This window comes from Pseudomonas sp. MMS21 TM103, from assembly GCF_022132145.1.
Lineage (GTDB): Bacteria > Pseudomonadota > Gammaproteobacteria > Pseudomonadales > Pseudomonadaceae > Aquipseudomonas.
The window spans coordinates 197,630-211,212 of record NZ_JAJISP010000007.1; the positions used below are offsets into that span (position 1 = coordinate 197,630).

General features: G+C 61.1%; 9 protein-coding genes. All 9 read right to left on the reverse strand.

Annotation, left to right across the window (positions count from 1 at the left end; genetic code table 11):
* Positions 1–36: 36 nt before the first annotated feature.
* The 9 genes from LJY18_RS19650 to LJY18_RS19690 all read right to left on the reverse strand — a co-directional run bounded on the left by LJY18_RS19650 (position 37) and on the right by LJY18_RS19690 (position 13,582).
* Positions 37–1,302, reverse strand: a complete 1,266-nt coding sequence (locus LJY18_RS19650; protein WP_238043693.1) for an OprD family porin — start codon at positions 1,300–1,302, stop codon at positions 37–39.
* Positions 1,303–1,452: 150 nt separating this feature from the next.
* Entirely contained in the window at positions 1,453–3,003 is a 1,551-nt protein-coding gene (locus LJY18_RS19655; RefSeq protein WP_238043696.1) for an acyl CoA:acetate/3-ketoacid CoA transferase, read from the reverse strand.
* Positions 3,004–3,540: 537 nt separating this feature from the next.
* Positions 3,541–5,022 (reverse strand): sigma-54 interaction domain-containing protein, encoded by a 1,482-nt coding sequence (locus LJY18_RS19660; protein ID WP_238043698.1) that lies wholly within the window; start codon positions 5,020–5,022, stop codon positions 3,541–3,543.
* Positions 5,023–5,161: 139 nt separating this feature from the next.
* On the reverse strand, positions 5,162–6,532 hold the full coding sequence (locus tag LJY18_RS19665; protein WP_238043699.1) for a TRAP transporter large permease: 1,371 nt from the start codon (positions 6,530–6,532) through the stop codon (positions 5,162–5,164).
* A gap of 16 nt (positions 6,533–6,548) precedes the next feature.
* Positions 6,549–7,148, reverse strand: coding sequence for a TRAP transporter small permease subunit (locus LJY18_RS19670; RefSeq protein WP_238043700.1), 600 nt, complete (start codon positions 7,146–7,148; stop codon positions 6,549–6,551).
* 81 nt (positions 7,149–7,229) lie between these two features.
* A complete protein-coding gene (locus tag LJY18_RS19675) occupies positions 7,230–8,315 on the reverse strand; it encodes a TRAP transporter substrate-binding protein (RefSeq protein ID WP_238043701.1) in 1,086 nt (361 codons plus the stop codon).
* A gap of 773 nt (positions 8,316–9,088) precedes the next feature.
* A complete protein-coding gene (locus LJY18_RS19680; protein ID WP_238043702.1) occupies positions 9,089–10,273 on the reverse strand; it encodes a phosphorylase family protein in 1,185 nt (394 codons plus the stop codon).
* On the reverse strand, positions 10,270–10,740 hold the full coding sequence (locus LJY18_RS19685) for a hypothetical protein (RefSeq protein WP_238043703.1): 471 nt from the start codon (positions 10,738–10,740) through the stop codon (positions 10,270–10,272). The genes LJY18_RS19680 and LJY18_RS19685 overlap by 4 nt, the downstream gene beginning before the upstream one ends.
* Positions 10,724–13,582 carry a hypothetical protein gene (locus LJY18_RS19690; protein WP_238043704.1) on the reverse strand — a complete coding sequence of 953 codons (2,859 nt, stop codon included), beginning with the start codon at positions 13,580–13,582 and terminating at the stop codon, positions 10,724–10,726. Before LJY18_RS19690 ends, LJY18_RS19685 begins: the two co-directional genes overlap by 17 nt.
* Between the last annotated feature and the right edge of the window lies 1 nt (position 13,583).

Here is a 13,583-nt window from a genome sequence, read left to right on the forward strand (position 1 = left end):
CTGTACACGGAGTCATCGAGATGCGGAGGCGCGGCCTTACCAGAGCGGCAGGCTGTAGCTGACGATGAAGCGGTTCTCGTCCAGGTCGCTGCCGAAGTTGCTGCGGGTGGTGGCGTTGCGCAGTCGCAGGCCGAGGTTCTTCAGCGGGCCGTCCTGGAAGACGTAGGCGATGTCGGTGTCGCGTTCCCAGGTCTTGCCTTCGCTGAGGCCGACGCCGCGGTCGACGTTGTCGCCGGACAGGTAGCGGGTCATGAAAGTCAGCCCCGGCACCCCTAGGGCGGCGAAGTCGAAGTCGTAGCGCAGCTGCCAGCTGCGTTCGTCCTGGTTGCCGAAGTCGTTGATCTGCACCAGGTTGACCAGTGCGTTGTCGGCGCCGGCGAGGTAGGCGAAGCCGGTGTCACCGCTCAGGCGCTGGTAGCCGGCGGTGAAGCCCTGGGCCCCCAGGCGGTAGGTGAACAGGGCGCCGAAGGCATCGTTGTCGACGTTGCTGCCACCGTCATCGCGGGAGCGGGCGAAGCGGACATCCGACTTGAAGCTCTGCCCCTCGCCCAGCGGCACTTGGTGCACCAGGTTGACCAGGTGCTGCTGGTAGATGCCGTCGAGACCTCCGTAGTAGTAGCTGGTGGCGAGTTCGGGGGTCCATTGGTAGCGACCGCCAGCGAACAGGAACTCGTCGCTGCTCTTGCTGCTGCCCAGCACGATGTTGCGCTTGCCGCCGTTGAACACGGTCATTTCCTGGTTATCCGAGGAGTCGCGCTGGTTGACCCGGTCGAGGCGGCCGAGGTCGAGGTTCAGGCCCGCCACCTCGTTGCTGTTGAGCCAGGCGCCGCGAAAGGTCTGCGGCAGCAGGCGGCTGTCGTTGCGCATCACCGCCGGCAGCACCGGCTGCAGGGTGCCGAGCTTGAGAGTGCTGTTCGATGCACGCAGCTTGGCGGTGAAGCCGGCCTCGGCGTACTCGTCCTGGGCGCGCTTGGGCGCCTCGCGATCGCTCTTGAGGATGCCGGTGCCGGTGCGATCCGGGCTGGAGTCGAGCTTGACCCCGAGCAGGCCGATGACATCGAAGCCGACGCCGATCGGGCCCTCGGTGTAGCCGGACTCGAAGCGCAGCTGGAAGCCCTGGGCCCACTCCTCGGCCTTGGCCTGGGGCGCGCCGTGCTGGCGGAAGTCGCGGTTCATGTAGAAGTTGCGGGTATCCAGCAGCGCCTTGCTGTCGTCGACGAAAGCCGCCAGGGTCGGGCCGCTCAGGCCCAGGGCGATGCTCGCGGCGAGCAGCTGGCGGCTGAGTATCGGGGTGTGTCGCATGGGTAGTTCCTCTTGTTGTTATTGTCGCTACGGTTTTTTTTGCCCACAGCCGTCCTGGCAGCGCCTGCCGGGGCAGCGCCGTGGGGTTTGGGGTGAAAGCTGAAAAAAAAGCGCGGGCCCAATACGCGGACCCGCATTTTCGCTCAAGGGTTACAGGGTCTCGCGCAGACCCAGGCGCTCGGCGCGGAACAGCCGCGCATCCATCAATTTCGGTTGGCGCACGATGGGGGCGAAGTCCATGCGCGCAAGAATGTCGCGCTCGAGATCCACACCCGGAGCGATCTCGATCAGCTCCAGGCCGTGCAGGGTCAGGGCGAACACACAGCGCTCGGTGACGTAGAGCACCGGCTGGCCGCGCTCGGCGGCCTGGCGTCCGGCGAAGGTGCGCTGCTCGACTTCGGCGACGAACTTGCGCAGCGCGCCGTCCGCGACGATGCGCAGCTGGCCGTCCTCGATGCGGATGTCCTGCTTGCCGGCGCTGAAGGTGCCGACGAACACCACGCGCTTGGCGTTCTGGCTGATGTTGATAAAGCCGCCGGCACCAGATAGCCGGTTGCCGAACTTGGACACGTTGAGGTTGCCCGCCGCGTCGGCCTGGGCCAGACCGAGGAAGGCCAGATCCAGGCCGCCGCCGTCGTAGAAGTCGAACTGGTAGGGCTGGTCGAGCAGCGCGCTGTGGTTGCTCGCCGCGCCGAAGTCCAGGCCCGACGCCGGAATGCCGCCAATCACCCCGGGCTCGGCGGTCAGGGTCAGCAGGTCGATCACGCCTTCCTCGGCGGCTACCGCAGCGACGCCTTCGGGCATGCCGATGCCCAGGTTGACCACTGCGCCGGCCTGCAACTCGAGGGCGGCGCGCCGGGCGATCAGCTTGCGCACGTCCAGCGGCAGCGGTGCCAGGCTGTCTACCGGCACCCGGGTTTCTCCGGCGAAGGCCGGGTTGTAGGCGGTGGCGAAGGTCTGCTGATGGTTCTGCGGTTCGGCCACCACCACGCAGTCGACCAGGATGCCGGGGATTTTAACCGCGCGCGGATTGAGCGAGCCGCGTTCGACGATGCGTTCGACCTGGGCGATCACCAGGCCGCCGCTGTTGTGCGCGGCCATGGCGATGGCCAGGCTCTCGATGGTCAGTGCCTCGCGCTCGAACGACAGGTTGCCGTCGGGGTCGGCGCTGGTGGCGCGGACGATGCCGACGTGAATCGGAAAGGCCTGGTAGAACAGATAGTCCTGGCCGTCGATCGGCATGCGCCGCACCAGGTCGGCGGTGGTCCTGGCATTCAGCTTGCCGCCGCCGAACGCGGGGTCGACGAAGGTGCCCAGGCCGACCCGCGACAGCTGCCCCGGCTTGCCGGCTGCGATGTCGCGGAACAGTTGCGAGATCACCCCCTGCGGCAGGTTGTAGGCCTCGATGCGGTTGTCCACCGCCAGTTTCTGCAGCCCCGGCACCAGGCCCCAATGACCGCCGATCACCCGCCGCAGCAGACCTTCATGGGCCAGGTGATTGAGCCCGCGGCCCTTGCCGTCGCCCTGGCCGGCGGCATACACCAGGGTCAGGTCGCGTGGCGCCTGTTCGCGCTGGAAACGCTGCTCTAGGGCGATGGCGATTTCCTCGGCGAAACCGATGCCGACGAAGCCACCGGTGGCGACGTTGGCGTTGTCTGGAATACGTGCCACGGCGGCGGCGGCGGTGATGATCTTTCTCATGGCACGAACCTCAGAAACTGCCAAACAGGGTGCCCAAGCTGATGCAGCGCGAGAGAAATCAGAATACCGAGGGTACCCATGGTGGGGGCGTTCCTTTTTGTTGTTGTTTTACGGCGCGACTCTGCGGTGCGCCGAACTTCAAGCATCCGGGCGGCGCCCCGGTGCGATGGATGGACAAGCTTTAGCGAAAGCCGTGCCAAGTCGTTCGAAGAGCGTTGGGGAAAGCCGGAGAACAGGCTGCGGGCCAGGCACCATGGGGCTTTGCGCCCTGTGTCGGCGGGCGGCGTCGTGCCCGGGCACCGCTGTCGGGCCGAACGCGAGTGTCTGCTTAGCTGGACATGCTCAGTGGGACAGTGGCCGTCGAAGGCGTTGTCCAGTTTCCTGGACGGCGGCGCGGCGGAGCTTCGGTAGACAGGCGCGCACGGATTTCCCCGGATCGCCTGCAGGTGTTCATCTATCGGTGCGCATGGCGCACCCCACGGGGCGGCGAGGCAGGGCGGACGGTGTCGGGGTAGGGTGCGCCGCGCGCACCAAGGGTCACTGCTCGCGCGCGCTCAAACCGTGCTGCTGCAGCTTGCTGTACAGGCTGGCGCGGGAGATGCCCAGTTCGGTGGCGGTGCGCCGGCGGTTGCCGGCGCAGGCGGCTAGGGCCTGCTGCAGGGCGCGGCGTTCGGCTTCGGCGATGCTCTCGGCCAGCGGTCGCAGTGGGCCTGCGAGCGCCCCGGCGACGGCCAGCGGCTCGGCCGGCAGCGCCTGTGCCGGCAGGCCCGGTATGGCCAGCAGCGGCTGCAACTGCGCCGCCTCCAGCAAGGGTCCGTCGGCATCCAGTTGTGCGCGCTCGAGCAGGTTGCGCAGCTCGCGCACGTTGCCCTTCCAGGGCTGGGCGCCGAGCAGGGCCAGGGCCGCGGGGCTGAGTTCCATGGGCGCCTGGCCGGAGCGGTTGGCGATGTCGTCGAGCAGGTGCTCGACCAGGGCGGGGATGTCCTCGCGGCGTTCGCGCAGCGGCGGCACCTGCAGGGCCAGGACGTTGAGACGGTAGTAGAGGTCGTCGCGGAACTGCCCGGCAGCGACCTTGGCCTCCAGGTCGATATGGGTGGCGGCGATCACCCGTACATTGAGCGGCTTGACCTGATTGGAGCCGAGCGGTTCGACCTCCTGTTCCTGCAGCACGCGCAGCAGCTTGGCCTGCAGCGGCAGGGGCAGGTCGCCGATCTCGTCGAGGAACAGGGTGCCGCCGTTGGCCACCTCGAACTTGCCGATGCGGCCCTTGCGGTCGGCGCCGGTGAAGGCGCCGGGTGCGGTGCCGAACAGCTCGGCCTCGACCAGGGTTTCCGGGATGGCCGCGACGTTGACCGCGACGAAGGGCCCGTTGGCCCGCGGCGACAGGTTGTGGATGCCCTGGGCCAGCAGTTCCTTGCCGGTGCCGGTCTCGCCGCGCAGCAGCACCGTGGCGTCCAGTTGCGCGGCGCGCCGGGCCATGCGCTTGACCTCGCTGGCCGGCGCGCTGCTGCCGATAAAGCCGGCGATGGTGTAGCGCGCCCGCCGCGCCTTGGCCAGCTCGTGCTGGGTGGCCAGCAGCTGGTTCTGCAGCACGGTGAACTTGGCCATCAAGGGCTTCAGGTGACGGGCGCGGTCGAACAGGACGAAACCCAGGGCGCCGACCAGGGTGCCGTCCTCGTCGCGCAGGGGGATGCGGGTGACCACGAAATGCTCGCTGCCGAAGGCCATCAGGTCGAGCATGCTCGGCTGACCGCTCTCGACCACCTCGCGCAGCCGGCTGGCCGGCAGCACCTGCTCGATTTCCTGGCCGAGCACGCTACGCGGATCGCTGATACCGACCTTCTCGGCGTACTTGTCGTTGATCCAGACGATCCGCGCCTGGCGGTTGACCGCGATGGTGCCCTCGCACTGGGCGTTGAGGTGATCGAACAACAGCGGCATGGCCACCGCGCGAAAGCGTTCGGGCGAGACGCCGATGATCAGGCCGTGCTGGTCGAGGTCGTCGCGGGATATGGCCATGGCAGCTGAGGTTCCAGGGAGTGATGCAGGCGATTATGGGAGCCGGCGCCCGGCCGAGGCAAGGCAGGCGCGCCGCGCCCGGGCTCGGCGGCTGCCGAGCCCGGGGCCGCTGGGGGCGGGCGCACCGATCGAGCGGGTTTCAAGGCCCGCCATACACCTCGTTGGGCAGCCAGGTGGCCAGCGGCTGGAACCAGAACACCAGCGCCAGGCCGAGCAGTTGCAGGGCGATGAAGGGCGCGACGCCCAGGTAGATATCGCGGGTGGTGATGCCCGGCGGGCACACGCCCTTGATGTAGAACAGGGCGAAGCCCACTGGCGGGGTGAGGAACGAGGTCTGCAGGCACATGGCGAACAGGATGGCGAACCACAGCGGGTCGACGCCCATGGAGAACAGCACCGGCGCCACCAGCGGCAGGATGATCAGGGTGATCTCCACCCAGTCGAGGAAGAAGCCCAGCAGGAAGGTGATGAACAGCACGGTCAGCAGCACGCCGGTCTGGCCGAACGGCAGGCCGGTCAGTGCCGCGCGCACCACGTCGTCGCCGCCCAGGCCACGCAGCACGGCGGCGAACACCGTGGCACCGATGAAGATACCGAAGATGAACGCGGTGGTGCGGCTGGTCTGGTACAGCGCCTCCCTGAGCACGGCCAGGTTCAGGCGGCGGCTGATCCCGGCCATCAGCAAGGCGCCGGCCGCGCCCACGGCCGAGGCCTCGGTGGTGGTGGCGATACCGAAGAAGATCGAACCGAGCACCGCGAGAATCAGCGTCAGCGGCGGCACCACGGCCCAGAACACGTCGATCAGGGCGCGGGCGTCCAGCGGCTGGCGATTCTTCGGTGCCGGGGCGAAGTCCTTCTTCAGCCAGGAGGCGATGACGATATAGAGGATGTACAGGGCGGCGAGCATCATTCCCGGAATCAGCGCGCCCATGAACAGCTTGCCGACCGAGGCCTCGGGGGTGCCGAGGCGGTCGGCCATCAATACCAGCATGATGCTCGGCGGCACCAGGATGCCCAGGGTGCCCACCGAGCAGGCAGTGCCGACCGCCAGTGACTTGTTGTAGTTGGCCTGCAGCATGGGCCCCAGCGAGAGCATGCCGAGCAGCACCACCGAGGCGCCGACGATGCCGGTGGAGGCGGCCAGCAGCACGCCGACGATCACCACGGTGATCGCATAGCCGCCGCGCAGCGGTCCGAGCACCCTCACCAGGCTGTGCATCAGGCGTTCGGCGATGCCGGAGCGGTCGAGCATGATGCCCATGAAGATGAACAGCGGCAGCGCCACCATCAGTTCGTTGGCGACAATGCCGTAGATGCGCGCATCCAGCACGCCGATGGTGCCGCTCCAGGTGAACCAGAGGTCGGCGTCGAAATATTCCACCAGCACATGGCCGGTGACGGCGAAGACCAGGCCGATGCCGGCCAGCGACCAGGCCACCGGGAAACCGAGCAGCAGCAGGACCATGAAGCTGGCGAACATGGCCATGACGAGAATTTGTTCCAGACCCATTACTTCAACCTCGTGATCAGGGGTGCGGATGGCCGCCGTTGCGGTCATCGGCGGGCACGCTAATGGCCCGGGGGAAGTTGAACAGCAGGGTGCTGCAGCGCGAGGCGCGGGAGAACAGGGCGATGCCCACCAGGATCAGGCCCAGCGGCAGCACGCTCTTGAACAGGAAGCGGTAGGGCAGCCCGCTCGGCGCCTGCGAGTGTTCCTGGTAGACGAAGGCGGTGTAGGCATAGGGGACCAGGGCTTGGATCATCAGGTAGATGACCGGCAACGCCAGCAGGACGATACCCAGCAGTTCGATCAAAGCCTGGCTGCGCGTGGAGAACTTCTCGCGCAGGACATCGACGCGTACGTGATCGTCGCGAACCACGGCGTAGGCCAGGGCCAGCATCATCGCCGCGCCGAACAGGTGCCAGGACAGCTCTTCCAGGGCGATCGAGCCGCGCGCCATGACGAAGCGGCTGAACACATTGCCCAGCACCACCCCCAGCACCGCCAGCCACAGCCAGGCGCTGGCCCGGCCGATGGCGACGATCAGGCGATCCAGGCGCCAGGACAGGCGGTTGTTGGGCAGATCAGCGGTGGCCAGCGGATCGGCAGAAGCAGGTTGCTGCATCGGGAAAACCTCGCACGTATCAGGCAGGAAGACGCAACGGGCCGCGGCATGGCCGGGCCCGTGCAGGTTCAGGTTGCGTGATCATTCGTGCTGATAGAAGTCCCGTGGCAGGTAACCCATGCTGTGCCAGGTGCCATGCAAGGTCATGAACTCGCGCTGACTGGTCAGCACACGCTTGAACATGGCGTCCTGCCCGGCGATCTCTTCGAGCACCTCATTGGTCACGCGCTGCAGTTCACGCAGCACTGGCTCGGGCAGCACCCGGGCCTGCACGCCTTCCTTCTTGTAATCGGCGAGGGCGGTCGGTTGTGCCCACTCGCTTTCGGCGAAGCCCTTGAGGGTGGCCGACTCGCAGCCCATCTCGATCAGCGCACGGCTCTGCGGCTCCAGCTTGTCCCACACATCCTGGTTGACCAGCAGGTGCGAGGTGGTCAGGGTCTGGTGCCAGCCCGGCATGATGTAGTTCTTGATGATCTGGTCGAGGCCGAGCATCTTGTCGATCGCCGGCTGGGAGAACTCGGTGGCGTCGATGGTATTGCGCTCCAGCGCCTGGTAGATCTCGCCGCCGGGAATCATGGTGACCGAGGCGCCGAGCTTCTCCAGCACCTTGCCGCCGATGCCGGCGAAACGGATGCGCAAGCCATCGAAGTCTTCCAGCTTCTCGATCGGTTTGGCGAACCATCCGGCGCCTTCCGGGCCGATGATGCTGCACAGCATCGGGTGGATGTTGTGCGGGGCGTAGATCTCCTCCAACAGCTTCTTGCCGTCGCCCTGGTAGTACCAGGCCAGATAGGCCGGCGGCTCCATATTGAAGGGCGCGCCCGAATACAGCGGCAGGGCGGGGATGCTGCCCTGGTCGTAGCCGATCCAGGTGTAGCCGGCCGGGTACTTGCCGGTGCTCACCGCATTCATGATCTCGAACGGCGGCACCAGCTCGCCCGGCTCGTAGTAGCGCAGCTGGATATCGCCGCCGGAGATGGTCTTGAGCGATTCGGAGAGGTGCTTGATCGGAGTGGTCAGGCCCACCAGGTGTGAAGGGAAGGCCAGCGGCACCTGCCAGCGGATCTTCTCCGTCGCCAGCGCCGGGGTGGCGAGCAGGCTGCCGGTGAGCAGGGCAGCGGCGGTAACGCCTAGGGTCAGGCGGGAGAGCTGTTGTTTCATCGACATGCTGGAATTCCTTGTTGTTGTTTTTGTCTGGGCTGCCGGTCGGGCAGCGACCCAGGCGAAGCGGGGCGGATCGCGCCCCGTCAGCTGCAGCGGTCGACGCCGCAAGGGCGCCGGCAATTAGCCTGTGGGGCTAAGCAGATTCTGTGCCTCATTGAATAAGTCCTTTTAAATCAGATCATTAGATGGTTTCAGGGCGGCCGGGTGGAACATCCAGTCCGGAAATCTGGACAGTGTCCGCAATGACCCGGTCAGGCTGTCCAGAAATTCAGACAGCTGTCCGAAAATCCAGACCTCGCTCCCCTGGGCCGCGCGCTGGTGGGGGCGCACAGCCAGCGCCGCCCTCTAGACTAGTCGCTGTCGCCGCAGCCGTGGCTCATGCGAAGGGCCAATGGCGCCCTTGCGGCGCATCTGCGATAGTCGATCGGCTAAGCCGCGGGGCGCCAAGCCGCCAGTGGTCTGGGTTCTGGACAGGCGGAAACGAGAAAGCCGCGCAGTGCGCGGCTTTAAAGTTGGTCGGCCCACCCGGACTCGAAGCGTGGACCAGGGGATTATGCGTTGCCTGGGAATGCTGGAAGCCCAGTGAAATGGTGCGTAGCTAAGCGCAGGTACAGTGAGCTGAAAGTATCGTCTTTACTGGTGTTGAGCGTAGTTCGACGTAATGGGTAGAAGCTGGGCGCTGTACCGTCAGCGTACTGTGTTTTTACTGCCAAACGGCTCAGCCTTGGGATCGTCTGAAAGGCCCCTTTCCCCCAAAAAAAACTCAAGTGAGGTTATCAATGTTCCCACACGTCAGCGGTTCCTGCGCGGATCGCTGCCACAACAAATTTTGCAGATAGCAGGCAGCCAATTCGATGGAACGAGTCACCTTTATTCTTACCACCATCGTCAACAACCGCTTTCGCGGCAAAAACCGCGGTACGGCTACGAGCGTGCCTTGCAGCCTCGTAGACGGAGTAGACCTCCATGTCAAAGCCGGTCAGTTTTCGCTGTCCAACCGCCAGTGTCGAGGTTTTGCCTCCCTCCGCAATGACCGCGCTTCCGCTGCTAGTGATCGCATCAGATATGATCTTGCAACTGACCCGTTCCCTGCCACTCGGCACTTCCGACGTGCCGGGATCTAGACCAGCCTGAAGGTTCGTCATCGCTTTTCCCGAGGCGACCTCTACTAACTTGTTGTGCACATTAACGTCCAATTGCACATCGTAGTGTTCAGACTTGAAGCCCGTCGTGCTCCACTTCCCCGCGTCGTGCTGATGGCAAGTCTGGGTCACTAACAAATCGTATATTTCGGACTCTCCCGCGACTCCGCCGCAGATGCCACTCATGCAAATCAGGCGCGGCTCGAACCGGTCTAACGCGAACGCAGCAGAAACTGCTGCAGCAACGAGGCCCATGCGACTTGCTCGAACGATTACCGTCTTGTATTCCCCTATCCGGACTTCTCGGCAGATCAAGCCTGAGATGGTCGTCACTGGTCCCCAAGTATCCGTAAGGCCTTCGAATGCGTCGGCCTCCTTTTCTAATGCACACACAATAACCACATCAAATTTTTTCGCAGGCTGAGCCGCCAGCAGTTTGATCTTCAGCGCCTCTCGCCACTTGCCGTGATCGTTGAAGGGGATCACGTTGATGTCGACCAAGTTTAGGTCGTGCACGAAATCCCCTTCGTTGAGGCTGTGCCGGGTCAAGACAATAGCGGGTGTGCTGAAGGACTTGCTGTGATAGTCCCGCGTAGTCTCGACTAGTGATGCATGGTGGTCTTCCAAAGCACTGTCCCTGGCCGAGCGGGGTACTATGAGATCAAGAAGAATCAAATCGAACTTGGCATTGGCAACGGCGCGCGAATAGTCCAGCCAATTCTTTTCTCGCTGGATTATAGCCTCAGGCATGATTTCGACGACGTGCGCACGGACCTGTTCAAACTTCTCGTCTTCGTCTTCCAGTACCAATATTTTCATAGCTGCTCCAAGATCGAAATGATGTCCGCCTTCCATTGGTTGTCGTTCTCTAGGTATCTAACGCAACCAGCCACCTCTATACCGAATTTCTCGAATATTTCCTTTTTAGCCAAGTCCACAGGAATTGGAAGGCTATCCATGTCGATATCTGGATACTGAGTCAGAATAATGCAGTGTGTATTGTTTCCTGTGTAGGCGATCTCAAACAACACATCGAGCCCGCCCGACGACAGTGGGAAGGGAGAGCCTGCGCCCGCTTGCGGCTCATGGCTGTGGATCGACATGTCAATGATTGCCAATTCGAACACCTGCGATGCCAGCAACGCGGTCGCGGACGCTAGGGCTTGACATCCGACCATTTCAATCCTGTCCTTAAAGATTTCGCTCAAATGCGAACGAATACCTTCCATTTTGAATTGATCGTCTTCGACGATCAGACATTTGAACTTCTCAGTGTTCAAGAACATAAATAAGCCTTACTTGTACTTCGTTGTCCACTACCGCGTACTGGTCTAGCGCAAAATCTTGCCGATTGCTCGCCAAAAGTAGCAGCTTCGGTATTCCGCTCTTCTTGTCATATAAGTTCGCATCTTGGAAGCCTACCTTCTTGCGCATTTCAATAAGATCTGAAACCTCAGCTGGGTCATCTGTTGGTTTGATCGAAGAGCATATCTCAATGACCAAGAGTTTTTCCTTGCCTGGCACGATTTCAAACTTGCGCTTTAGCGGGCGGCTGCGATCTGCGTATTTAGCCGCATTGCCAACCACGATTGCGAGAGAGTCGTAGATCAGATGGTAGAAACTGCCGACAAGCTCGATCTCTTCCTTACTGTGGTCGACATTTTGGGGATCGAAATCGGGGATTGTGTCCTTCACTTCGGCAACTGTCGCAGCAAAGAGCAATGAAACCGACGCTTTAGGCGCCACGATCGATGGGCGCTTGAACCATCCGAACATGGTTGAGAGCTTCCGGTCGATAGATAGTTCTAATTCCCGCCGAAAGCTATCTGCGAGCCTCGCGTTGACCGCTGTCGCTGCCGGCACTAACTCTTCAACGAGGAACTTTTCATTTTTCAAGGGCGTCTGCTGCGCTTTCAGGTACCGAGTGACCGCAATTAAGTCCAATTCCGCGAGTCGCCAGCAGTAGTCGATGATCGTTGGACAGATATCAGCGGTCGATGTTGTCTCAGCATAGCTGTTGCTGATGTTCGTCACAGCCGCCGCCAACACCTCCTGTTTGCTCGGGCAATATACTTCCGGAGTCAAAAGACCTAGCGGTTTCGATTTCGAATAAACATGTAAGCGCTCCGCAATGATTTTCTCAACTGCATCGTTGTAAACGTCCTTCCACGAATTCCATTTCGCTACAAAATGAGGCATGTTAAACAGCGGTTTGAATCTATCTGACTTTTCCATCGAGTTGATAACACTCGAATACACATGCCCGTGAAAGGTGCCGTGACGGATCCGTCGGCCGATATATGACGCAATACCAAAAACTGCATTTGAGCAGAATGCGTTATAGCTTTGAGCCATGACCATCGAAATTATTGTCTCATCGCAGGTGACGGATACTCCTTTCTTTCCTGATCCTGTTGAAGTCAGTGCGCTACTCAGCTCAATCATCATCTCGTCTTCAATCCACGACGAGAAGCGCGAGGGATCCACGTAGATCCTGTGGTCATCAATCTCGTTTCGAACTCTGTTGATTTTGTGATCGATCCGCACAGCGCGAGCGCGCTGAAGAAAGTGTTCGTCGTCAGTAAATCTAGCCATCCATTCATGCAGTGATGCGCGAATCTCGGGGATGTCGGCACGATGTGGCGCGAGTTTGGTTAGCTTGGCCAAGAAGTCTTCAGTTGCAATGTCATATATGTACTCCGCCACATAGGGATGAGAAATCTCATAGGCTTTTACAAGCTTGACCAGCGAGCCATCGTGATACTTGAAAGCGATATCCTCTAGAAGTTTTCTCAAAATAAAGCTATCAAGTTCATTTTTACTGCGTTTGGCGAGCAGTAAGAAAAGGATCAGCTTTACCAGTTCGTCCCTAGCAAGCTTTGCTGCCGTACGAACCGAATTGATGGGAACCGTACGTGCCAAGTCGCGCGTCAGGCCCATAAGGGTGAGCAGGTCCTCCTTTTCGAAACCGATCTGCCCCTCTGACTCAGTCAGCCAGTAGTTAAATAGTGCTGACCTCGTGACTGTACCCGATATCTCCAGCTTGGCTAACGCAGGATATTTGTGCTTGGTGAACTGTGAGCTTCCCACGAGATCATGTAGTGTAGTATTTCCCACCCAGTCTCGCAGTGTTTGGTCAAGCTCGGCAGGCAACACATCCACTTGTTCGCGTGATACGTCGTAATAGCTATCGATCAGTACTCGATATTGCCGAATCGGTTCATATTCTAACCACGCGCTAGATTGTTTGAAAAAAGCGTACTCGCCTTCGCTGGCCGTGGCATCGTAGGTCGCCACGAGAGATTCGAAGAGCTCAGGCCGGCCGATATCGTTGGCAATCTCCGCGATTGCGGGAAAGTCGCTCATCTGAAAAAGGTGGCAATTGAATTTCGCTAAAATGATGGCGTCGATCAGCGAGCACTTCACTACTTCCCTAAGGAAACTCTCTAAATCCTGGATTGAGTCTGCAAACGGTTGAACGGTCAGTTTGGATAGCGTGCGGGTATAGCGGTTGATGGCACCTCGGTCAGAGATATTTAGAATGGACCTCTTGCTCATCAGAATGCTTTGATCCCGCGCATATGTGTGGATCAATGATGAGACCACCCCGCCTTTAATGCCGGCCTGAAGCACCAGTTTCTCAATACGGTCGTCAACACAGCCTTGTCCGAGGTTTTCACGGATAAGAATGATGCGCCGCAAGAGCGCGTGGCTCCAGCCATCTGTTTTCAAAGTATCGACGATGAAATCTAGACAAGCAGTGAAGTCCCTAGCAGCATACAGCGTGTCAATTTTTTGTAGGGAATTGGCGAGCTGTTTGAGTCGTGCCTTGTACGTGCGGGCGCTGGCTTCTACGACGTTCAGTAGTTCGTGTAAATCTGTCTCACGATGCTCTTGAAGGGTATCGAAAAACGGCGGCTTTTTCGGGAAAGGAGTTGGTTTTCTTACCGCCTTTGTTAAGGCCGAACTATTCAAAATCGCCTCTAGGGCTTCCACTTGAGCCTTTCCAAGCTTGCTGCTCAATTGCGTCAAGCGACTGATCGTATTTCCGTCTCTATCGCTGAGTATGGCTCGGAGCTTGTTTCTCGTTTTTAAGTCGAGTCGCTTGAACTCTTCATCCCTGCGCATT

Excerpts from the sequence above, each read along its gene's own strand:
- LJY18_RS19685 (WP_238043703.1), bottom strand. The coding sequence starts at position 10,740 with ATGTTCTTGAACACTGAGAAGTTCAAATGTCTGATCGTCGAAGACGAT.
- LJY18_RS19650 (WP_238043693.1), bottom strand. The coding sequence starts at position 1,302 with ATGCGACACACCCCGATACTCAGCCGCCAGCTGCTCGCCGCGAGCATC.
- LJY18_RS19655 (WP_238043696.1), bottom strand. The coding sequence starts at position 3,003 with ATGAGAAAGATCATCACCGCCGCCGCCGCCGTGGCACGTATTCCAGAC.
- LJY18_RS19660 (WP_238043698.1), bottom strand. The coding sequence starts at position 5,022 with ATGGCCATATCCCGCGACGACCTCGACCAGCACGGCCTGATCATCGGC.
- LJY18_RS19680 (WP_238043702.1), bottom strand. The coding sequence starts at position 10,273 with ATGAAAATATTGGTACTGGAAGACGAAGACGAGAAGTTTGAACAGGTC.
- LJY18_RS19670 (WP_238043700.1), bottom strand. The coding sequence starts at position 7,148 with ATGCAGCAACCTGCTTCTGCCGATCCGCTGGCCACCGCTGATCTGCCC.
- LJY18_RS19665 (WP_238043699.1), bottom strand. The coding sequence starts at position 6,532 with ATGGGTCTGGAACAAATTCTCGTCATGGCCATGTTCGCCAGCTTCATG.
- LJY18_RS19675 (WP_238043701.1), bottom strand. The coding sequence starts at position 8,315 with ATGTCGATGAAACAACAGCTCTCCCGCCTGACCCTAGGCGTTACCGCC.
- LJY18_RS19690 (WP_238043704.1), bottom strand. The coding sequence starts at position 13,582 with ATGCGCAGGGATGAAGAGTTCAAGCGACTCGACTTAAAAACGAGAAAC.